Genomic DNA, 21,780 nt, shown 5'->3' with positions numbered 1-21,780 from the left:
GCCCTGCACTCCGTGGACCCCGACATCGCCGTGAACATCGAACACGAGGACACCGCCTACGGCCCCCTCGAAGGGCTACAGATCGCCGTCGACACCCTCGACAAGGCCACAGCGAACCTGTAGCTTTCTCACCGCATTACAACGCCGGCGCTGGACATCACCTCGGTGGTGTCCAGCGTTCGTGGTCACCAGGCCAGCCACGGTTCGCCATCGATCAGCAAGATGCCGACCTCCTCGGCACTCCGACGCTCGGTCGTGAACAACGCGTTCAGCAGCTCCGATTCGGACTCGCCGGTCCGCGCGGCCCAGCGCCGTGCACGGTTCAGTGCCCTGGACGCCGTCGCCGAGACCGAGGCACCGTCGCAGTCGACGGTCACCCTGCCTGCCAGTCCGGGTCCGATGCATCCGGTCAGGGCACCCCACGTCGCCGACGAGAACTGCACAGGGCCTCGAACGTGCACGACGAATCGGCAGCGAAGCCGCACGGATCGCTCGGGGGTCCCGACGCGCACACGTGAATCATCCAGTGCCAACGCGTCGTACACTGCGGGAGCACCTTCTCCCGTCAGCCACACCGCGCAGTCGACGCCACGCACGATGCCGGCGACAGTGACCATCACCGATGCCGGTGATGCCTCCGCCACGTCGAGGATCACCGCAGCGTCCGGGATCCGATAGGCCAGCCCATGTCGTCGGGCGCTGGGATCGGTGATCAACGGTGCGAGAGCCACGGCCTCGGTGTTCTTCTCGTCGGTCCGGTCCGTGACGTCTCGCCCCGCCCAGTCCGGCCCGTCGTGCCACGCAACTGCCTGGGGATCGTGGGCGAACACTGCTCCTGCCATGAACGCACGATTGGCGAATTCCCAGTCCTCGCCGCCGTACCGGACGAAGGTCTCGTCGAAGCCGCCGATCTCCTCGAACAGTTCACGGCTGCAGGTCAACACTGCACTGATGACGAATTTGTATCCGTCCCAACCCGGTCGGAGAAGGTTGCCCGTCCGGCCGTAAGCGCTGGACAACCAATCTGGTTCGCCGAGTTCCCGTGGAGTACGAAGCCAGTCCGACAGTTCCGATACGTTCACATCGCTCAGATCGGCGTGTCCTCGCCGCCCGACGACGACCGTGTCCGGAGCCACTGCAGGCAGAGCCACAGCCGTCTCGAGGTACCCGGGCGTCGGGACGGTGTCGGCGTCGAGAAAACACAGAACCTCGCCCGTCCCCGCACGCGCACCGAGGTTGCGGGCCGCGGCGGCCCGAAACCCCTTGTCCTCCTGGCGCACCACCGTCACCGCCAGCCTGTCGCGCCAGTCGTCGACGACAGGCGGCGTCGGTGAACCGTCGTCGGCGATGACCACCTGCATCCTGTCGGACGGGTAGCGCTGCTGAGCCAGGGCTTCGAGTACGAGCGACAATTGGTGCGGCTGATCGTAATACGGGACCACGACGGTGACGCTCGGCAACTCCACCATGTCCGGCGTCAGATCCCAGCGATTGTCCGGCACGACGTACCGACCCTGGATCTCGAGAGCCCGCGTCATCCGCGCCAGCCCGTCAGAACCGAGTCGTACTCCCGGGCCACATCGTTCGGAGTGGGCCGCGGCACCACGTGCGGTTCGATCCAGGTCGACGACGGATGGCGCACCGCCTCGGCGATCGCGTCCCGCAACGAATCCTCGTCGTCTCCGTGCACACGAACCACACCGGGCGATCGCTTGTCCAGTTCCTCGGTGTACGCGTTGCGAGGGACGAGTGGGCGGCGTCTCGCTGCAATCCACGTGTTGATCGACCCCGACGCCGACAGGTGCCGATGGAAGGCGACAGGAACGGTCGCAGCCGCCAAGCGTCGATACATATCGAGTTCCGGGAGGAATCCGGTGATCTCGCAGGGCCTTCCGGCTTCGGCTGCCGTGCACCGCAACTGATCGATCAGATCCTCGTGCCCTGGCGACGCAGTCCCCAACGCGACGAAACCCACGGACCGCGGTAAGTCGGCCATCGCCCGGAGCGTCTCGATGTGCCCCTTCCCCGGATACAGGAAACCAAGCACGGCAACACGCGCACCCGACGATCCGCCCTCCATCCCTTCAGGCCCTGCAGGCTCCGCTCTCGGCCTCGGCATCATCAGCGGAATCACCTGTGGATCGACGGACGCGTCGGTGAACTCTCGGAGCAGCGATGCCTCGTGGTCGCTCGACACGATCACCCCGGCCGCCTGGTCGATCACTGTCCGGTAGAACCGAACTCGCGTCTCGAACCCCGATCCGTCGGACGGTTGTGGCACGTCGTGCACGGTCACCGAGTGCCGCGCGGGCAGCCTGGCGCACAGTGCCGCGTAGTTGGGCGCTGCTGATACACGGTCGCCGAAGAGTCGGTCGGTGACATGCAGGTGTACGAGTGAGCACTCCCCGATCCAGGCAGGGAGTTCGGACTCCGGTCCGTCCAGGCGCACTGCCCGGTGCGTCGGTTCCCCCAACTCTCGTGCAACGGACGCGCCGTACTCGACGACGCCGTGTGCCGGTGGCCCTACCAGGACATGGCCGATCTGGGGCATCATGCAGCCATGTCCAGAATGTCGAGGAGATCGGCGTAGCGCTGAATTGCCGCGTCGACGAACGGCGGATTGTCTCGATACCACTGCAACTGAACCCGTCGGATCTCGTCCTGGGACACGGACGATCCGTCGACGAGCCATGACGGCCTGGGCCGAGCCTGCAGGTCGAGAGCTCGTACGACGCGCTCGTCGAGCGGAGAGACGATGTTGCCCAACAATTCTCGATCGGGCTCGGCGGGCGGGCCACAACCCAGCGCGTCGAGAATGCGGGATCCGAGCGCCGTCAACACCGAGTTTCCCGGGTGGTTGACGGTGTTCGCGGCGCCGGCGCCCGCTGGAAGCAGAAGATCGGACACACCGACGTCGCACTGGGCGCGTTCGCGCCGGGCGAGTTCCGCGATGCTCCACGCTGCGACGTCTGTCACCTGACGAGCACTCAGCGGGACGTCCCACCCGGCCGAGTCACCGTCGCGGGCGGCGATCACCGTCCTGAGGTCGTGGTAGGGAACGCCTGCGGGCGTCGCGGACGGGGCGCTGGGGTGCCGCACGATAACCTGGAACGGATACAACCCGCTGTATCGCAGGACCGGCCACACGATCTTCTCCGCTCGAGTCGATCGGAGTGCGTCCACGTCGTCCGTCCCGATCGGCAACCCGCGGTAGCCGGAACGCACGGGTTGGGACAGCAGCACCGCACAGCGCGCCATCAGGTCACGAACGTGCGGTAGGTCGCTCTCGGTGAGCTCGTGGACCGGAGGAACCCGCACCGTACGGTAAGGAAGGTCCGCCGCGCTCGAGACCACGATCCGCAGGGCCTCGGCCTGGCAGTTCCCCCACACGACCAATAGCGGCCGTTCGTCGCCCGTCGTGTCGGAGACTCCGTAGAAATCTCCGTAGTGAATGCGACGCCCCTCGTCGGGATCGTTCGACGTCACGGGCTCCCTGTAGTATTCGGTTGTCGCAGGAGACACTCCCTCTCGAGCAGTCGGGTCCGGGCTCATCACACGTCCCGTATAACCGTTCTGTCGCGAAGGAACCCTCATTTGATCAACCCCACCCCGATCGATCCAGCGTCGATCACCGTGGCTTCCGTACCCACCGGCCACACCTATGTCGCGCACCTGGGTTCCGACGGAGTCCGTCGACTTCCCGACCCGGTCCCGCCGGGCGCCGAGGGAACCGGTCGTTGGTGGCCGCCGCGTTGGCTCGAACCGGAGTGGACGAAGCGTCATCTGTCGTCGTTCGACGTGCTGCACGTGCATTTCGGTTTCGATTCGTTGCCACCCGAGCACCTCGGCGAGGTGATACGCACGGTGCGATCGGCGGGCAAGCCTCTGGTCTACACGGTGCACGACCTCCACAACCCACATTTCGTGGACAACTCTCTCCACGAGGCTCACCTCGACATGCTGATCGAAGCGGCCGACGAGGTGATCACCCTCACGCCGGGCGCTGCGCGGGAAATCGGATCCCGTTGGGGACGTCGCGCAACCGTCGTGCCGCATCCGCACGTCGCCCCGATGGAGCTGATCGGTCGACGTCGACCGCACACCGAGTCGTTCGTGATCGGAGTGCACGCGAAGAGCCTGCGCACCAACCTCGATCCGTTGGCCGTCCTGGGGACTATCGTCGACACAGCTGCCCAATTGCCGGGTGCAACAGTCCGAATCGACATCGACGACCAGGCATTCGACTCGCACCCGGAGGACGCTGCCGCGATCGCCGCCTTCGGGACACACGAGGGCGTCGACGTTCGAGTTCACCCTCGGTTCGACGACGAAGAACTGTGGACGTACCTGACCGAGATCGACGTGTCGGTTCTGCCGTACCGATTCGGCACGCATTCGGGATGGTTGGAGGCGTGTGTCGACATGGGGACTGCGGTCGTGGTTCCCGATTGTGGCTACTTCGCGGAGCAAACCCCCTGCCGCGTCTTCGGTTTCGGCCTCGACCGTTTCGACGACATCGGGCTGGCCGACGCGCTGCACTCCACGTACGACGACGTCGCGGCGCGGCGAACCTCACAGTCCGACACCGGCGAATTCCTGCGTACGAGCCGGGAAGTCGACCGGGAGGAGGCCGCACGCACGCATGCACGCATCTATCGCCGTGCACTGTCCGAGCGCCCTGTGACCACCGGGACACGACGATGACCGACAGCCTGCGCGTAGCACTGCTCGGCTCGTCGAACTTTCCGATCGCCGAGCCGTACGCGGGTGGAATGGAAGCGCACATCGGTCAGCTGTCTCGTGCATTGACCGAGCGCGGACACTCGGTGACCCTGTTCGCGGCGGAAGGCTCGACCCTCGATGTCGCGGACGACCTTCTGAGCGTTGCGCGGTTGGAGCTGTCCGACATCTCCAAGGCCGACATCACCACTCCCGCACGTGCCGTCAGCGAGCACCACGCGTACCTGTCGGTGATGATGCAACTGGCCGGCGAGCTGTCCGACGCGTTCGACGTGATCCACAATCACAGCCTGCATTACCTGCCCATCGCGATGTCGCGCACGGTGCGCACTCCTATGCTCACCACCCTGCACACTCCCCCGTTCGCGTGGCTCGAATCTGCGGTGGCACTGTCCGGAAGCACCGGCGTCGAATTCGCAGCCGTCAGCGAACACGCTGCGCGCCAATGGTTCCCTGTCACCGGCCCCGTCAACGTCGTGGCGAACGGGATCTCTCTGGAGCGATGGCCGGAAGGTCCGGGGGGCGACGGCGCAGTGTGGTCGGGCCGATTGGTGCCCGAGAAGGGGCCTCATCTGGCCATCGACGCCGCACGCGCAGCCGGATTCTCGCTGACCCTCGCGGGCCCGGCGTCGAACACGGCGTACTTCGAGGCGGAAGTGGCGCCCAGACTCGGTGGAGACGTCACGTACGCGGGCCACCTGCGTCAACGTGAACTCGCGACCCTCGTCGGATCCTCCGCTGTCGCGTTGGCGACGCCGGTCTGGGAGGAGCCCTACGGTCTGGTCGTGGCCGAAGCGCTTGCGTGCGGAACTCCCGTCGCTGCGTTCGATCGCGGTGGTATCCCCGAGATTTTGGATCCGACGTCTGGACGACTGGCTCGTCCGGACTCGGTCGAGGATCTCGCACGGGCGATGATCGAAGCCCGCACCCTGTCGCGGCACGACGCTCGGGCTCGCGCCGAGTCGGCATGCTCCGAGCGCCGCATGGTAGATCAGTACCTGAGCCTGTACGACACCATGATGTCCGGCGCCGCGCTGTGATCGGCTACTACGCGCACCATCACGGCACCGGCCACATGACACGTGCGACCTCCATCGCTGCGGCGACCGACGAGCCCGTCACAGTGCTGTCCTCGCGACAACCGTTCCCGCACAGCGACATCGAATGGTTGCAGCTCCCCCTCGACACCCCACAACCCACCGACACCGGCGGCCCCGAGTACCCGGCCGACGAGACTGCCGGAGGAATCCTCCACTGGGCCCCGACGGGCGTGCGCGGCCTGACCGATCGCATGGCGCTGATCGCCGAGTGGGTGGCCCGCGTGCGCCCACGGCTCGTCGTCGTCGACGTGTCGGTGGAAGTGACACTGCTGGTCCGCTTGCTCGGGGTGGACGTCGTCGTCATGGCCATGCCAGGCGAGCGGACAGACACTCCCCACACCCTCGCGTACCGAGCAGCGTCGGCGATCGTCGCGCCGTGGTCGCGATCGGTCTACGACCCGCAGTGGCTTCGGCCGTATGCGGACAAGACCACGTACGTCGGTGCGATCAGCAGGTTCGACGGCCGCGCCCGGGAGACGGTCGGCGACGACGCCTCCGTGGTCGTTCTCGGCGGTGCGGGTGGTACGACGCTCGTCGCGTCCGATATCGAGCTCGCCGGCGCGGCCAACCCCGAATTTCGCTGGATCGCAGCAGGAATCGATGCCTCGTCGTGGAGAGCGGACGTCTGGCCACTGCTGTGTTCGGCCACGGTCGTGGTGACCCACGCCGGGCAGAACGCGTTGGCCGACGTCGCGGCCGCGGGGTCGCCGGCAATCGTCATTCCACAGGATCGGCCGTTCGACGAGCAGATCGCCAGCGCGCGTGCCCTCGGTTCGGCATCCGTGGCGGTCGTGACCGATGCATGGCCTGATCCGGACGGCTGGACAGCGCTGCTGAACCGCGCGACCGAGCTCGGCGCGTCGGGGTGGGGTCGCGTGGAGCAGCGCGGGGCGGCCGGCCGTGCCGCCCGTGTGCTCGATGCCGGAGCGGTCGTCCGATGAATCTGACTGTGGTGACGGTCGTCTCGGGCCGTCACGAACACCTCCGCGAGCAGATCCGCGGGTTGGCACGGTCGACGAGGCCTCCGGACCATCACGTCGTGATCGCGATGGGCGATCACCGGATCGTCGACGTTGTGGCCGATGTCGTGGCCGACACCGGCACCGGCACCGCGACAGTGCGGTACATCGATACGGTCGACGGGCGCCTACCTCTGGCTCACGCGCGCAATCTCGGAGCACAGGTGGCAGTTACACAGGGCGCGGACATACTGCTGTTCCTGGATGTCGACTGCATACCGGGCCCGGAGATGGCGGCGACCTACGAGCGCGCCTGCTCGGACTCCGCGAACGCCATGTCCCTGCTCTGCGGACCGGTCACCTATCTGCCCCCACACCGGGGGCGGTGGTCGGAGGAAGAGTTGATCGCGCACACGAATCCCCATGGTGCGCGGCCGAATCCGGCCGTCGGAGCCGTCGAATCGGGATCGAACTACGACTTGTTCTGGTCACTGTCGTTCGCGGTCACCGCTCCGACATGGGGACAGCTGGGCGGATTCTTCGAGGGCTACACGGGTTACGGCGGTGAGGACACCGACCTCGCAGCCACGGCCCGAGCGTCGGGAATCGGTCTACGGTGGGTGGGCGGCGCCCACGCCTATCACCAGCATCATGCGGTGTCCTCGCCCCCGGTCGAGCACGTCGACGACATCGTGCGCAACGCTCGCCTGTTCCACGATCGGTGGAACAGGTGGCCGATGGAAGGATGGTTGGCGGAGTTCGAGCGGCGCGGGCTCGTTGCCCGCACCGCGTCCGGACGCATTCAGCGCCTCGGCGAACCCCTCTGAGCGTCGTCAGTTACCGGGCGAGGTGCCTTCGGAATCGTCCACGAAGGCCCAGTCGCCGTCATGGTCGACTTCGAGACGCCACCCGAGTTCGCTGTTGTCCGCCTTCTCTTCGATGAACCAGTTGTACGCGTCATCGGCGCTCTCGATGTTCTTGGTCGCGACGACGTCGCCTGTCGGATCGAGCACTCTGTAATCAGCCATGAGTGTGTCGTACCCCTCGGGCCGTCGATTCAAAACTCGGTTTGCTCGATCCTTGCCGGGGTACTGGGCTGCAATGACCGAAGTCAGCTCCCCTCATCCCCTCGGCGTGACCCTGCTACCCGACGGCACGGCCGATGTCGCGGTCTACTCGGAGACCGCGGATTCCATCGCTGTCGTCGTGGTCGACGCATCCGGCGCCGAACTTTCCTCGACCACTCTCGACACGCGGACCGGGCACGTGTTCCACGGTGTCGTCGACGGCCTGACGGTCGGGTCGCGGTACGGATTGCGGGTGGACGGACCGTGGAGTCCCGCGGACGGTCTCCGTCACAACGTGCACAAGCTGCTGGTGGACCCGTATGCCCGAGCCATTGCGGGCAGTGTGGACTGGAACGAGTCGGTGTTCTCGCACCTGCACGACGAGCCCGAGACGCGAAACGACGAGGATTCGGCGTCGTCGATGATTCATTCGGTCGTCGTAGGCGACGACTTCGATTGGGGTGACGATGCACCTCCGCGGATCCCTCTGTCCGAAAGTGTCGTCTACGAAGTGCACGTCAAGGGTTTCACCGCGCGCCATCCGGGCGTCGACGAGGACATTCGCGGTACCTATGCAGGTCTTGCCCACCCGGCCGCGGTCCAAGCACTCGTCGATCTCGGGGTCACCGCCGTCGAATTGCTCCCGATTCATCAATTCGTCCAGGACTCGCACCTCCTGGAAGAAGGGCGGCGCAACTATTGGGGGTACAACTCGATCGGCTTCCTCGCTCCGCACAACGAGTACAGCCATGCGGGTGACACCGGCGGCCAGGTCAACGAGTTCAAGTCCATGGTCAAGGCGCTGCACGCCGCGGGAATCGAAGTGATTCTCGACGTCGTGTACAACCACACCGCCGAGGGCAATCACCTCGGTCCTACGTTGTCGCTCAAGGGGATCGACAACCGTTCCTACTATCGTCTGGTCGAGGAAGATCGCGGCTCGTACTTCGACACGACCGGCACGGGCAACAGTCTGAACGTCGGCCATCCTGCCGCGCTGGCCCTGATCATGGACTCGTTGCGCTACTGGGTGACCGAGATGCATGTCGACGGATTCCGCTTCGACCTCGCAAGTACGTTGACTCGCCAGGATTCCGATCTGGACAAGCACAGCGCCTTCCTCGATCTGGTTCATCAGGACCCGACGCTGGCGTCGGTCAAGCTGATCGCCGAACCCTGGGACACGCAGGGCTACCAGGTCGGCGGCTTTCCGGCGCGATGGTCGGAGTGGAACGGGAAGTTCCGCGACGACGTTCGTGACTTCTGGCGTTCGGAGCCAGGCACTCTCGGGGCGTTCGCGCAGCGCATCACCGGCAGCCCCGACGTGTACGAGAGCACGCGGCGCCCGACGCTCGCCAGCGTCAACTTCGTCACCGCGCACGACGGGTTCACTCTCGCCGACCTGAATGCATACGACGACAAGCACAACGACGCCAACGGCGAGGACAACCAGGACGGTGAATCGGACAACCGGTCGTGGGGCTGCGGCGCCGAAGGCCCGACCGACGACGAGGGCGTGTTGGCTCTCCGTGCCCGGCAGCAACGCAACCATCTGGCGACACTGCTTCTGTCCGCCGGTGTACCGATGATTCTCGGCGGCGACGAGATCGGGCGAACCCAGCAGGGCAACAACAACGCGTACTGCCAGGACAACGAACTGTCGTGGTTCGACTGGGACTCTGCGGACACCGATCTGCAGGCCTTCACTCGTCAGCTGATCGAGCTGAGAAAGTCGCACGCAGCGTTGCGTCCGAGGTGGTTCCGCCACGACAGCGAGTCCGATGCGGACACCTACGTCGATTTCTACCGCGCCGACGGCGAGAAGCTCACGGACGAGGACTGGTCCGATGGGTCGGCGCTGTCGATGCTGGTGGTTCTCGCGTCGGCCGAAGACGACGAAGTGTTCGGGTGGGCGGCGAATGCGTCGAGCGAGACGGTGGAGTTCGGCCTACCGTCCGGCAGTTGGCGCCAGGTCCTGTCGAGCGACCCGCAGCAGGCGTACGAGGAGTCGGGACCATCGATCCTGATCGCGGATCATTCGTTCACGCTGCTCGCCCGCTGACGTGCGCGGAAATGTAGGCCCTGGGGCAGGAGCGGAGCCCGCGAAGCGACCAGATCGCACTACATTTCCGCGCACAGCGAGGGGTCAGAACCAGGCCGGGTCCGTCTCGAGGGTGGTGAGGTCCAGGCTGGACAACAGTGCGAACTGGGGTCCGGTCGTGGGCAGTTCGTGGCGGAAGAAGTATCGGGCGGCCTGACGTTTGCCGTCGTAGAAGTCGCCGGTCTTGCCGTCGGCCGCGTTGTGCTGTTCCAGCCACATCCACGCAATGACGACGTGGCCGACGGCCTCGAGGTACACCGACGAATTCGCGAGTGCCACCTCGGGATCGCCGGTGCCCCACAGAGTTGCCGTGACCTCGAGGACGCTCCCCCATGCGGACTCGAGCGCCGACGCGTACTCGTCGGTGCCGAGTTCACGGGCACGACGGATGGTTCCGTCGATTCTTGTTCCGAGCAACGGCAGGGCTGCCCCACCCTGCATCGTCACCTTGCGGCCGAGCAGGTCAAGCCCCTGAATGCCGTGTGTTCCTTCGTGAATGGGATTGAGCCTGTTGTCTCGGTAGTACTGTTCCACGTCGTAGTCACGGGTGTAGCCGTATCCGCCGTGCACCTGGATGGCCAGACTGTTCGCTTCGAGGCACCACTGCGACGGCCAACTCTTGGCTATCGGTGTCAGCAGGTCCAGGAGCAGCGTCGTCTCGCTGCGCACCGACTCGTCCTCGGTGGTGTCCTGCTCGTCCACGAGCTTGGAGCAGTAGAGACCGAGGGCCAAAGCGCCCTCCACGTAGGACTTCTGCGCCAACAGCATCCGCCGGACATCCGCGTGCTCGATCAGCGCAACGGGCGGCGAGGACGGATCCTTCACGCCGAGAGCACGACCCTGTGTTCGGACCTTCGCGTACTCGACGGACTTGAGGTAGCCGACGTACCCCAGCGAGATCGCCAGGAAGCCGACACCGATTCTGGCCTCGTTCATCATGTGGAACATGTAGCTCAAACCACGATGCTCCTCGCCGACGAGGTAACCGACCGCGCCGGGGCCACCGTGCACGGCATGCGTTCCGTCGCCGAAATTCAGCAGCGTGTTCGTCGTACCCCGGTTGCCCATCTTGTGATTGAGACCGACGAGTGTGACGTCGTTGCGTGTACCGTCCGGCAGCACCTTGGGCACGACGAACAGTGAGATGCCCTTCACTCCGGCGCCGCCGCCCGCGGCTTTCGCCAGGACGAGGTGCACGATGTTCTCGGTGAGCTCGTGATCTCCTGCGGAGATCCACATCTTGGTGCCGGTGAGGCGGTAACTACCGTCGTCCTGCTCGACCGCACGCGTGGTGATGTCGGCGAGCGACGACCCGGCCTGCGGTTCGGACAAGCACATCGTCCCGAAGGACTTGCCCTCGAGCATCGGGCGGACGTACTGATCGATCTGTTCCGACGTGCCGTACGTGGCGATCAGGTTGGCGTTCGCCATGGTCAGGAACGGATACGACGAGGTGGACGCGTTCGCCGCCTGGAACCAGGCCATCGCAGCCCGCGCGACGGTGGTGGGAAGCTGCATCCCGCCGAGCGATTCGTCGAACTGTCCGGCAATCAGACCGGACGCCGCGTAGATGTCCAACGCAGCCTTGACGTCGGGGATCATCTCGACGGTACCGTCGGTGCGCATCCGCGGCTCGGTGGCGTCGGACAGCTTGTTGTGCGGCTCGAAGTGCTTGCGCGCGATGTCCGCACACAGGTCGAGGACGGCGTCGAACGTGTCCTTGGAGTGTTCGGCGAATCGCTTTCGGGTCGTCAGAGACTCGACGTCGAGCCACTCGTAGAGGAGAAAGTCGAGATCACGGCGGGACAGTACGTCGGTCATGAGAGATTCCGTTCGCGCAGGGAAATACCTACAGGCTAGCCCGCCGGCGAACGCCGATCAGGCGCTTACGCCGACGTCCGACGTCGAGACGGACCAGTCCCGCGGCTCGCTGAGCGCGAGTGCACGCGTCCGTTCCAACGCCGCGGGATCCGTGATCGAGGGGAGCAGCAGCTGCCACATGTCCGACAATCGGGCGTAGAGATCCGCCCTCCCGCTGAGCACCTCCGACAGGGTCTGAACACCGGTGAACGCACCGACCACGAACTTGGCCAGCGCCTCGGTGTCGACTCCGTCGGCGAGGTCGCCCTCCTCGGCTGCCCTGTCCGCGAGCAGTTGGATCGAGTCGATCCAGTCGCGGTACGGGCGCTGAACCGGTCCTTGCATGCTGCCGATCTCGAGCGTCAACCGCATCCCGCCGCGGGCCATCGGCTCTTCCAGGAGTTGGCGTGCCATCTCCTGGCTGACGCAGATCATGCTGTCCAGCGCGCGCGGAACCTCTGCAGTGATCGCACGTACACCATCCATCGCAAGCTGATGTTGGGCGTCGATGACCGCATGGGCGAGCTCCTCCTTCGAGGAGAAGTGGAAGTACATCGCGCCTTTGGTGACTCCGGCGTGCGCCAGGATGGTCGACAGACTGGCGGTTCCGTACCCGTGCTTCTCGAAGCTCACCGCTGCACCGAGCAGCACTGCCTGACGTGTGTTCTCAGCTCTTTGCTGCACGAGCACCAACCGATCCTGAAACTCGCTCGCGTGTACGCGAGGCAGCCGACATGTAGTGCACTGGTCAACTATATCGGGTCGGGGTCGGTTGTTCGAATGACCCAGCCATTCCTTGGCGTGCACCGACGTCGTAGACAGCCGCCTCGGGAAGCTCCGAGGCCTCCCCCACCGGCCAGGCCGAGGGCTCGTCGCCCAGCTCCCGCAGCTGGTCGATCTGCTCCACGCACCACGGCGACACCACACGCCCCCGGGCCACGTCGTCGACGAACTGCACCCACGGCACCCACGTGGCGTCGGCGACCTCGTCGGGATCGACCACCGGGTCCGGACCGTCGTATTCGACGCCGAACACGGGGCAGATCTCGTACTCGACGATTCCGTCGTCCATGACCGCCCGGTAGCGGAAACGAGGTAGCAACAGGAAGGGGCTTCCGACCTCGATGCCCAACTCCTGCCGCAGGCGCCGAACGACCGCGCCGCCGAGATCCTCGCCCGGCGCGGGATGGCCGCAGCAGCTGTTGGTGGTCACACCCGGCCACGTCTTCTTGTGCAGCGCGCGCCGCGTGATCAGCACCTCGCCCCGCGAATTGAAGACGTAGGACGAGAACGCGAGATGCAACGGTGTGGTCGTCGTGTGCACGGTCGATTTGGGGTGGGTGCCGATGGCCCGCCCGTCCTCGTCGACCAGAACCACGTACTCGGTGGTCACCTCGTGCGAAGTCGAGGACTCGGGGTGCGACGTCGAGGTCATGTGCCCATGTTCCCAGACCGAAGGCGAGTTCAAACGTCAGCGTTCACACATCGTTCTCCGGCGGCTGGATGCCGAGTTTTCATGCACCCCGCGTCGGGTGCGAGTCCGAGGGCGTGAGGAACGCGCGCTGCTCGTCCGACAGTCGCTCGGCCCGTCCGTCGACGACGTGCACCAGTACGAACGTGGACACGGCCGCACGCTCACCGCCCTGTTCGATGGCGACTCGTACGGTGATGGACGTACGGCCGACCTTCGTCGCGACGACGTCGACCTCGGCGACGCCGGTGAACAGTTCCCGCGAGAAGTCCGCGGTCACGTTCGCGACCATGACGTCCAGGGCCGTCAGCCGACCGTCGCTGACGTGGCTCAACGCATCGGCCCACGCCTGGCTCGCCAGTTCCAGGGCGAGGTACGCGGGCACATGTGCGGCATCGACGGTCGCCCCGTCCCGCGCAGGCCTGTGAGTCAACGGCATCGACGCTCGGTACATGGCCGGGACGCTACCGTTCGTCAGCGCCGAGGCATCGGTGAGCCTTTCTCTTCCCCGTCCCGAAGCGCGGTTCTACCATCCATAACAAACCTCTCGACTTTTTCTGAGCTACAATTGTTCTTCGAGTCGGTTTCACTCTCACAGATCGCTGCCAACAATGAAGTCCCTGCCCACGCTCTCTCGAACGAACTCCACCGCACCCACGCTGATCTTCATGGCCGGTGCACCGATGGAGTCGGCGACCGACGACGCGGCACTCGCGAAGGCTCTTGCCGAGTTCGCGCACGTCGTCTGGGTCGAGCCGACCTCGTGGGACACGCCGGGATCTGCCGGGGGGTCCGAGCGCGGCCCGCGTCGTCGACGCAGGACCACGAGGTCGGAATTCGTCCGCATGTCACCACGCTTCTCCCGGGTCAGGACGTTCGTGGGCACCCGCCCCCGGTCCGCTTTGACGCGCGCGCTGGCACGGCGCGCCACCGATCGCGCGATCGCGTCGGCACTGACCGAGCTCGGAACCACGTCGGATGCCGTCGTTCTGACCGATCCCGTCGGCAGATTCCCCGTCGACGTGGGCGGACACCGTTTGCTGTACGTCACCGACGATTGGGTGAGCTCGGCGCCGAGCCGCGGCCTGTCACGGCGCGCTGTCCTTCGGTCCATCGAGGTCAACTGCAGTCGCGCCGACACCGTCGCTGCGGTCTCTCAGACGCTGGCCCTACGGCTGCACCTGTACTCCAAGACCTTCGACGCGGTGCGCGTCGTGCACGCAGGGTGCACGCTCCCGGAGACGGACTTCGAGACGGGCACGGACGCACCGAGCAATAATTCCGGCGCACCGCGTCGCACCTGCCCGGCAGTGTTCGTCGGCGACCTCGACGACAGCATCGATTACGACATGCTCGACGCGGTAGCCGCCACGTCGCTGAACATCGCAGTGATCGGTGACCGCTCGCCTCGGCTGTCCTCGGCGGGATCCGCGCGTGTCGACGCGTTGTTGTCCAGGCCGAACGTCCAGTTGCTCGGCTCCCGCACCGGCGCATCGACGGACGGGCACCCGGCTGCGGAGCACGAGGCGGCTACGTACTTGGCGGCAGCCGCAGTCGGGCTCGCTCCGCACACCCTCGACGCGGGCACTCGGGCGCGGTTCCCGACGCACACCCTCGACTACTTGGCTGCCGGCCTACCGGTCGTCACCACCGAACTACCGTCGACGCGGTGGCTGGACTCCGAGCACGTCACTATTGCCCACACTCCGGACGAGTTCGCTGCTGCGGTCTCGGCACTCGCACGCGCCACCGCTGACCCGGAGGCTGTGGCCTCTCGCCGCGAACTCGCGTCACTCCACACTTGGTCCGCGCGGGCGACCCTCGTCCTACGCCTGATGTCCAAGTATCGCGAAGCCCCCGCCGGTGCAACCGATTTCGGTGACACTCGTCATCCGGGCCGATCCCGGGCGCCGCACGTCGACCGCCGTCGGTAGCCGCCGCCGGATCAACCGCGCGGGGCTGCGATTCTGCGCACCGCCTCCACCGCAGCCGCGCGGCGCGCTTCGTTCGGTCTGCGACGGTCCCCCGCGCCGTAGTGCCCGACGGCGAACGACATGACCACGTCCGTCACCACCATGAGCAGTTCGACACTGTCCCAGGAGTCGTCGATGTGTCCGTCTCGCTGGCCGGAACGGATGTGACCGATCTTCGCGGAGATCGCCGCCGCCCGGGAATCGTCCGTCGGCCGGTGCGACTCCTCGAGGTCGGCCCACCTCTGGAGACGCACATGATCAGGGAACGCCACGAACTCGTCGAACAGTCGCCCTGCGTACCCCGGCAGGTCGTCGCCTCGGAGGGCGGTGTGAGCCGTCGTCGACGCGACCCATCTCTCCGACACCGCGGCGAAGAGTTCTTCCTTGCCGGCGAAGTACGCGTACAACCGCTCCTTGCTGGCTTTCGCCTCGGAAGCGATGCGATTGATCCGCGCCCCGGCGATGCCGTGACGGGCGAACTCCGCCTGTGCCGCGTCGAGAATGCGTTCGCGAGTGGCTTCGCCTGCTGACCTCACGCCCTGATCCTAATTCCTGCGGCAACATCGTCGAGTCGGGAGCCTTGCCGAACCAATCGGTTCGGCGTAAGTTCCGAACCAAATGGTTCGGCAACTAGAAGGAGATCCCGTGGATATCGCCGACGCACGCTCGAGGTTCGCCGAGCTCGCGAAGAAGACCGACGGTGTGCTTCCCGCCGACCTCGACGCAGTGTGGTCCGCACTCGAGCCGGCCCGCGCGGAAGACGTGCTCGGTGCGTGGAAAGGATCGCAGTTCTTCACCGGACATCGCCTGTGCCGCAAGCTCACCGCCGGCAACTGGCATGGGAAGAATTTCGAATCACTCGAGCGGGCACAACCTCTGATCTGCAGAAACGACAACGGTGAGCTGTATTCGGACATCGAGACCGGAGGCGGCGAAGCGAGCCTGTGGAACATCGAGTTCCGCGGGGAAGTGACGGCCACCATGGTCTACGACGGCGCACCCATCTTCGACCATTTCAAGCGCGTCGACTCGAACACGTTGATGGGCATCATGAACGGGAAGCCCGCGCTCGTTCTCGACGGCGGCCACCACTACTACTTCGCCCTCGAACGCGAGTGACCATGCGCATGTCCGCTGCCGTGTCGCGGGGACCGAACACTCCGTTCACGCTCGAGCAGGTGAACATCGACGATCCGCGCCCGGACGAGATACTGGTGCGTGTCGCCGCAACCGGACTGTGCCACACGGACCTGTTCACCAGAGCAGCGACGCCCGCGAAGTCCGGGCCCGCGATCCTCGGCCACGAGGGCGCGGGAGTGGTCGTGGAGGTCGGGCGCGAGATCGAGGGTGTTGCACCGGGCCATCACGTCGTACTCACCTACCGGCATTGCGCTCGGTGCGACCAGTGTCTACGGGGCAACCCCGCTTACTGCCTGCGTTCGTACACCCTGAACCGCCTCGGGCCGAGGCCGGACGGCACCCATGTGGTGACGTCGGACGGAGCTGGAGTGAACACCCGGTTCTTCGGTCAGTCGAGTTTCGCCGAGTACGCGATCGCGCATGCAGACAACGTGGTGGTGGTGGACCGCACTCTGGACTTGAATGTGATCGCTCCGCTGGGGTGTGGATTTCAAACCGGCGCCGGTGCGATTCTCAATGTCCTTCGACCCGAATCGGATTCGTCGGTAGTGGTGTTCGGTGCAGGCAGCGTCGGATTCTCGGCGATGCTCGCGGCGAAATCGGCCGGTGTCCAGGCGATCGTCGCGGTGGATCCAAACGACACCCGTCGTGATCTTGCGCGGTCGTTCGGTTTCGAGGCAGTCGATTCCGCCGCCGGAAACGTCGTGGAACAGGTGCGCGACGTCACCGGAGGCGGCGCGACGCACGGGCTCGACACCACCGGCATTCCCGCCGTCGTACTCACCGCTCTGTCGACCCTGCGAGCTCGCGGGGACCTCGTCGTTCTCGGACTCGGTGACCGCGAGCTGACCATCGACGTTCAGGATCTGATGCTGAGCGGCAAGAGCATCAGAGGGTGCATCGAAGGCGACTCGGTCGCGAGGGAGTTCATCCCACAGCTGACCGACCTGTACGCCCGTGGCGACTTCCCGGTGGATCGCCTCACGACCGAGTACCCCTTCTCGGACCTGGAACGCGCGATCGCCGATCAGCGTGCGGGCTCCGTGGTCAAACCCGTGCTCGTGTGGTGACGAGCCCTGACCGTCGCCAGCGCAACGAGCCCGGCCACCGCGAGCACCATCACGAAGAACGCAGGTGACAGGATGTTTCCGGTCCTTTCGACCAACCACACCGCGACGAACGGGGCTGTGCCACCGGCGATGATGACTCCCAAGTTCCATCCCATCGCGACTCCGGTGTAACGCGAGCGCTTGTCGAAGAACTGCGGAATGATCGTGTAGACACCCACCTGCGTGGCCGTGCTGTTGAGCATGATGACGACGAACGCGAGTGTCGCGACGACGATGCCGTGGTGCATCAGACCCATCATCGGATAGGTCAGCGCCACGAATCCGACGAAACCGATGGTCATCAGCCTGACGGTGCCGATCCGGTCTCCCAGTACACCAGCGAGAGGCATTGCCAGAGCGGCGATTCCGATCGCGAGTGTTGCAACCCAGAACACCGAGGTGGAGTCGTAACCGAGTTGCTTGGTGAGGTGGATGGCCATGTAGGTCAGTCCGATGTACGCGGTTCCGTTCACTGCAGCACTCAAGGCCGTTGCCTGAGCAAGTGCGCGAGGCTGTTTCAGGAACACTGCGCTGAGCGGGGCGCTCGACTCGTGGGCGTCGGAGGCTCCGGACGCCGACTTGCCCAGCCCTCCGTCTGCATCGTGCGTCTCCTCGACGCGGGTGCGGATCCACAGGCAGAAGACCGTCAATGGAAGGGCAAGCAGGAACGGGACTCTCCACCCCCAGCTGTCCATCGATGCGTCCGTCGTCAGCGCCGACACGGCGCCCGCGACGGCAGCTGCCAGTGCGAACCCGCCGGTCGATCCCATCGGGGTGAACGCGCCGTACGTGGCCTTCAGATGCGAGGGCGCCGATTCCGAGATGAAGGTGGCCGATCCTCCGACCTCACCACCTGCCGAGAATCCCTGCAGCAAGCGTACGAGGACGAGCAGAACCGTCGCCCAGACGCCGATCTGCGCGGGCGTGGGCAGAAGGCCCATCGCTGTGCTGCCGACTCCCATGCACACGAGAGTCGCCATCAATGCTTTCTTACGTCCCAACCGGTCACCGACATGGCCGAACACGATGCCGCCCAGCGGCCGGACCAGGTACGCGGTCCCGAAGACCGCCAAGGCGGACAGCAGCGACACGACAGGCTCGTCGCTCGGGAAGTAGATCGGCGCGATCACCACCGCCAGGTAGCCGTACAGGCTGAAGTCGTAGTACTCGATCAGCGTGCCCACGCCACCGGCCAGCGCGGCGCGGCGGGCGGTTCTCCGCTTGGCCGGCGTCCACGAGTCGGCGGTCGTCGTGCTGAGATTCTGTGCGGTCATGTGTATCGACTTTCTCGTCATCAGTGTGACCTGCGTCATTCGGAATGATGGGCACCGAACGATCGATTGTCAACTACTGAACACTATAATTCCGCGTTCAAGTGCACAGATAGCGTTCTGTCGACTCAGGTCGAGAAACTTGACAAGCGATCGCTCGGCCCCAACGATGGTGAGAAATCGATCACTGCACAACGATCGCAGGACCTAGGACGAGGCGGAACAGTGAAGCAGCTCGACGACACCCTCCGAACCGACGATCGCCCGTGGACCGACCTGTATCCGAGCACGGTCACGCCTGACGCGGCGTCGGCTTTCCCGACCCTGCTGGATGCGTGGAACGCACACGTGTCGGCGACGCCCGACGGTCCTTCGGTGCACTACTTCGGTGCCACCCTCACGTTCGGGGAGATCGACGCCGCTGCCGACGCGCTCGCGCAGACGGTGCACGATGCAGGCGTAGCACCGAAGGATCGCATCGCGGTGTACCTGCAGAACGATCCGCACTGGCTCGTCGCAGTCCTCGCCGCCTGGAAGATCGGTGCGATTCCAGTGGCCGTCAACCCGATGCTGCGGGCAGGTGAGCTGGAACATCACCTCGTCGACAGCGGCGCTACCGCGCTGATCTGCCTCGACAGCCTGTACACCGAGTCCGTCGCCCCGATTCGGGAGAAGACGGCACTCGACATCGTCGTCACCACGCATCCGCTGGACATGACCCCCGACGCGTCGGTGCCTGCGTCGTTGCGTGCACACATCCCTGCGCCACAGTCGTTCTCGGACACCATCGCATGGACAACAGCGGTCACCGGACGCGGTGCGCCGTCCACCCACCCGGCTGGTGCCGACGACATCGGCATTCTCACCTACACGTCGGGCACGACGGGCCGTTCCAAGGGAGCGATGAACCTGCACGGTTCGCTCGTGCACAATTCCACGGTCTACACCCAGTGGTGGGACCTGCGCGCAGATCGTGACGTGATCATCGGTGTCGCCCCCGTATTCCATATCACCGGCATCGTCGCGTGCCTCGGGATTCACATCGTCAGCGGTGCGCCCCTGGTTCTTCTGCACCGCTTCGACGCCGAGGAGACCCTCCGGGCGATCGATGAGTGGCGCGGCACGTTCATGATCGGGGCGAGCACCTTGTTCATCGCCCTCAGCAATCATCCGGCGAAGGACGAACTGGCCCTCGGTTCGCTCACCAAGACCCCGTCCGGAGGGGCACCCGTGTCGCCCGCGCTCGTGGATCGCGTCCGTGAGGCGACGGGGTGGGTGTTGCGCGGCGCGTACGGAATGACCGAGACGACGTCGCCGACACACCTCGGGCCGCCCGAGACCGATCCGCCGGTCGATCCCGACAGCGGCGCGCTGTCCGTGGGAATCCCGGTGTCGGAGGCGAACGTTCGTATCGTCGACCTGAGCGACGGACATGACCTCGGGCCCGGCGAGGTCGGGGAAATCGTCGTGTCGGGCCCCATGGTGGTGCCAGGTTACTGGCAGATGCCGGAGGAATCCGCTCACGCGATTCGCGACGGGTGGCTGCACACCGGCGACGTCGGCAAGGTCACCGAGGACGGCTGGCTCTTCGTCGTGGACCGGCTGAAGGACATGATCAACGCAGGCGGCTACAAGGTGTTTCCCCGCGACGTCGAAGACGTGCTGTACCAGCATCCGGCGGTGCGCGAAGCTTCCGTCGTCGGAGTCCCCGACGACTATCGCGGCGAGACCGTGAAGGCGTTCGTCTCGCTGACGGCGGGGGCGTCGGTGACACCCGAGGAGCTCATCGAATTCTGCAAGACCCGAATGGCAGCCTACAAGTACCCCAGGGAACTGGTTGTGCTGGAGGAACTTCCGAAGACCACGAGCGGAAAGTTGCTTCGCCGCGAACTTCGGAACTCCTGACGGCGCTGCTCGAAACCTTCGAAAGGGACTGGTAATGGACACCACGACGGTGGACGAGCTGGACGTGGTTGCAGTGCGCGAGTGGTTGGCCCGCGTGGAGTCCTCGCCCGTGAACGAGCTGACCGCTCGCCTCATCGCCGGGGGGCGTTCCAATCCCACCTACGAACTGGGTGATGGCAGCAGAAACTGGATTCTGCGTCGCCCTCCTCGGGGACACGTCCTTCCGACCGCCCACGACATGGGCCGAGAGTATCGAGCTCTGACGGCGCTGAGAGACAGCGCAGTACCCGTGCCGAGAACCGTCGGACTCTGCGAGGACACGACGGTGATCGGTACGACCTTCTACGTGATGGACAAGCTCGACGGCGTCACTCTCCGCACCCAGGAGGACACTGCGACACTCAGCGAGTCGCAGCGCCGCACGCTCGCGGAGTCGATGTCCACCGTGCTCGCTGATCTGCACTCCATCGACCCCGCCGCGGTGGGCCTGGCGAACTGGGGCAAGCCCGACGGGTTCCTCGAGCGGCAACTCGCCCGCTGGCTTCGGCAGTGGGACGCATCCGCGACCTCGGAACGGCCCGAGGTCGCCGAACTGCACCGCCGACTACGCTCAGGCCTTCCGCCGCGGAGCTATCCGGGAATCGTGCACGGCGACTTCAAGATCGACAACATGATGGTCGACCGTTCCGATCCGACGAAGATTCTGGGTGTGCTCGACTGGGAGATGTCCACGCTCGGAGACACCCTCACGGACCTCGGAATACTGTGCTCGTTCTGGGACCATGCCGGTGAGTTCCACAATCCGATCACCGCAGGTGCCACCGCACTGCCCGGTTTTCCCACCCGCGACGAGATGGTGCAGCGGTACCTCACGACACGCGGTATCGACGTGCCCGACATCGACTGGTACCTCGTGTTCGCCGACTTCAAGATTGCGGTCATTCTCGAAGGCATCCACGCGCGTCACGCCCAGGGTCACACCGACGGCGAGGATTTCTCACGCGTCGGCGACATGGTCGGGCCGCTGCTCGGCCGCGCGCTCGATCGCGCATCTGCTTCCTCAGTCACCGGCCTTGCCGGCTGA

20 protein-coding genes and 1 pseudogene are annotated in these 21,780 nt (G+C 65.5%); 11 read left to right on the top strand and 10 right to left on the bottom strand.

The window, feature by feature from the left end:
- Positions 1 to 123: pseudogene (locus CH289_RS01325) on the top strand (sugar phosphate isomerase/epimerase); the annotation flags it as partial.
- A 62-nt stretch (positions 124 to 185) separates the two neighbouring features.
- Here CH289_RS01325 and CH289_RS01320 read toward each other — a convergent pair.
- The 3 genes from CH289_RS01320 to CH289_RS01310 are packed head-to-tail and all read right to left on the bottom strand — an operon-like array spanning position 186 to position 3,486.
- Entirely contained in the window at positions 186 to 1,538 is a 1,353-nt protein-coding gene (locus CH289_RS01320) for a glycosyltransferase family 2 protein (RefSeq protein ID WP_037181873.1), read from the bottom strand.
- Positions 1,535 to 2,554 (bottom strand): glycosyltransferase family protein, encoded by a 1,020-nt coding sequence (locus CH289_RS01315; protein ID WP_256976917.1) that lies wholly within the window; start codon positions 2,552 to 2,554, stop codon positions 1,535 to 1,537. The genes CH289_RS01320 and CH289_RS01315 overlap by 4 nt, the downstream gene beginning before the upstream one ends.
- Entirely contained in the window at positions 2,551 to 3,486 is a 936-nt protein-coding gene (locus tag CH289_RS01310) for a WcbI family polysaccharide biosynthesis putative acetyltransferase (protein WP_033189863.1), read from the bottom strand. Before CH289_RS01310 ends, CH289_RS01315 begins: the two co-directional genes overlap by 4 nt.
- Positions 3,487 to 3,594: 108 nt before the next feature.
- Between CH289_RS01310 and CH289_RS01305 the strand changes: the two genes are divergently transcribed.
- From CH289_RS01305 to CH289_RS01290, 4 genes are read left to right on the top strand one after another with little or no spacing between them, the layout of a single operon-like run.
- Positions 3,595 to 4,704 carry a glycosyltransferase gene (locus CH289_RS01305; protein ID WP_094653896.1) on the top strand — a complete coding sequence of 370 codons (1,110 nt, stop codon included), beginning with the start codon at positions 3,595 to 3,597 and terminating at the stop codon, positions 4,702 to 4,704.
- Complete coding sequence (locus tag CH289_RS01300) at positions 4,701 to 5,780, top strand: glycosyltransferase (RefSeq protein WP_037158039.1); 1,080 nt, start codon at positions 4,701 to 4,703, stop codon at positions 5,778 to 5,780. The genes CH289_RS01305 and CH289_RS01300 overlap by 4 nt, the downstream gene beginning before the upstream one ends.
- Positions 5,777 to 6,781 (top strand): glycosyltransferase, encoded by a 1,005-nt coding sequence (locus CH289_RS01295; protein WP_019663452.1) that lies wholly within the window; start codon positions 5,777 to 5,779, stop codon positions 6,779 to 6,781. The genes CH289_RS01300 and CH289_RS01295 overlap by 4 nt, the downstream gene beginning before the upstream one ends.
- Entirely contained in the window at positions 6,778 to 7,626 is an 849-nt protein-coding gene (locus CH289_RS01290; RefSeq protein ID WP_094727057.1) for a glycosyltransferase family 2 protein, read from the top strand. The genes CH289_RS01295 and CH289_RS01290 overlap by 4 nt, the downstream gene beginning before the upstream one ends.
- Before the next feature lie 6 nt (positions 7,627 to 7,632).
- On the opposite strand, the gene CH289_RS01285 is transcribed toward CH289_RS01290, so the two are convergent.
- A complete protein-coding gene (locus CH289_RS01285; RefSeq protein WP_019663450.1) occupies positions 7,633 to 7,827 on the bottom strand; it encodes a hypothetical protein in 195 nt (64 codons plus the stop codon).
- Between the two features lie 73 nt (positions 7,828 to 7,900).
- On the opposite strand from CH289_RS01285, the gene glgX reads away from it, so the two are divergent.
- Complete coding sequence (gene glgX / locus CH289_RS01280; protein WP_094727054.1) at positions 7,901 to 9,928, top strand: glycogen debranching protein GlgX; 2,028 nt, start codon at positions 7,901 to 7,903, stop codon at positions 9,926 to 9,928.
- 84 nt (positions 9,929 to 10,012) lie between these two features.
- On the opposite strand, the gene CH289_RS01275 is transcribed toward glgX, so the two are convergent.
- From CH289_RS01275 to CH289_RS01260, 4 genes are all read right to left on the bottom strand, one after another.
- Positions 10,013 to 11,788 (bottom strand): acyl-CoA dehydrogenase, encoded by a 1,776-nt coding sequence (locus CH289_RS01275; RefSeq protein ID WP_094727052.1) that lies wholly within the window; start codon positions 11,786 to 11,788, stop codon positions 10,013 to 10,015.
- A gap of 57 nt (positions 11,789 to 11,845) precedes the next feature.
- A complete protein-coding gene (locus tag CH289_RS01270; RefSeq protein ID WP_080734070.1) occupies positions 11,846 to 12,511 on the bottom strand; it encodes a ScbR family autoregulator-binding transcription factor in 666 nt (221 codons plus the stop codon).
- Between the two features lie 64 nt (positions 12,512 to 12,575).
- Positions 12,576 to 13,262 carry an isopentenyl-diphosphate Delta-isomerase gene (gene idi, locus CH289_RS01265; protein WP_094727050.1) on the bottom strand — a complete coding sequence of 229 codons (687 nt, stop codon included), beginning with the start codon at positions 13,260 to 13,262 and terminating at the stop codon, positions 12,576 to 12,578.
- A 79-nt stretch (positions 13,263 to 13,341) separates the two neighbouring features.
- On the bottom strand, positions 13,342 to 13,737 hold the full coding sequence (locus CH289_RS01260; RefSeq protein ID WP_230621029.1) for an acyl-CoA thioesterase: 396 nt from the start codon (positions 13,735 to 13,737) through the stop codon (positions 13,342 to 13,344).
- A 172-nt stretch (positions 13,738 to 13,909) separates the two neighbouring features.
- Here CH289_RS01260 and CH289_RS01255 point away from each other — a divergent pair, with 172 nt between their 5' ends.
- Positions 13,910 to 15,232 carry a glycosyltransferase family protein gene (locus CH289_RS01255; protein ID WP_094727048.1) on the top strand — a complete coding sequence of 441 codons (1,323 nt, stop codon included), beginning with the start codon at positions 13,910 to 13,912 and terminating at the stop codon, positions 15,230 to 15,232.
- 11 nt (positions 15,233 to 15,243) lie between these two features.
- On the opposite strand, the gene CH289_RS01250 is transcribed toward CH289_RS01255, so the two are convergent.
- Entirely contained in the window at positions 15,244 to 15,807 is a 564-nt protein-coding gene (locus CH289_RS01250; RefSeq protein ID WP_020111230.1) for a TetR family transcriptional regulator, read from the bottom strand.
- Positions 15,808 to 15,916: 109 nt separating this feature from the next.
- On the opposite strand from CH289_RS01250, the gene CH289_RS01245 reads away from it, so the two are divergent.
- Together CH289_RS01245 and CH289_RS01240 are read left to right on the top strand one after the other, a co-directional pair.
- Entirely contained in the window at positions 15,917 to 16,390 is a 474-nt protein-coding gene (locus CH289_RS01245) for a DUF4334 domain-containing protein (RefSeq protein ID WP_094727046.1), read from the top strand.
- 2 nt (positions 16,391 to 16,392) lie between these two features.
- Entirely contained in the window at positions 16,393 to 17,481 is a 1,089-nt protein-coding gene (locus tag CH289_RS01240) for an NAD(P)-dependent alcohol dehydrogenase (protein WP_179276701.1), read from the top strand.
- Here the strand turns inward: CH289_RS01240 and CH289_RS01235 are convergent.
- Complete coding sequence (locus CH289_RS01235; protein ID WP_256976916.1) at positions 17,439 to 18,794, bottom strand: MFS transporter; 1,356 nt, start codon at positions 18,792 to 18,794, stop codon at positions 17,439 to 17,441. The genes CH289_RS01240 and CH289_RS01235 overlap by 43 nt on opposite strands.
- A gap of 222 nt (positions 18,795 to 19,016) precedes the next feature.
- Between CH289_RS01235 and CH289_RS01230 the strand changes: the two genes are divergently transcribed.
- Positions 19,017 to 20,696 (top strand): AMP-binding protein, encoded by a 1,680-nt coding sequence (locus tag CH289_RS01230; protein ID WP_094727042.1) that lies wholly within the window; start codon positions 19,017 to 19,019, stop codon positions 20,694 to 20,696.
- 34 nt (positions 20,697 to 20,730) lie between these two features.
- The gene (locus CH289_RS01225; RefSeq protein ID WP_019663438.1) at positions 20,731 to 21,780 is read left to right on the top strand and encodes a phosphotransferase family protein; all 1,050 of its coding nucleotides are present in this window, start codon (positions 20,731 to 20,733) and stop codon (positions 21,778 to 21,780) included.

This window comes from Rhodococcus sp. RS1C4 (assembly GCF_002258225.1).
Taxonomy (GTDB): Bacteria; Actinomycetota; Actinomycetes; order Mycobacteriales; family Mycobacteriaceae; genus Rhodococcoides; species Rhodococcoides fascians_E.
Note: the sequence above shows the minus strand (reverse complement) of the source record. Positions and strands in the feature narration are given on the sequence as shown.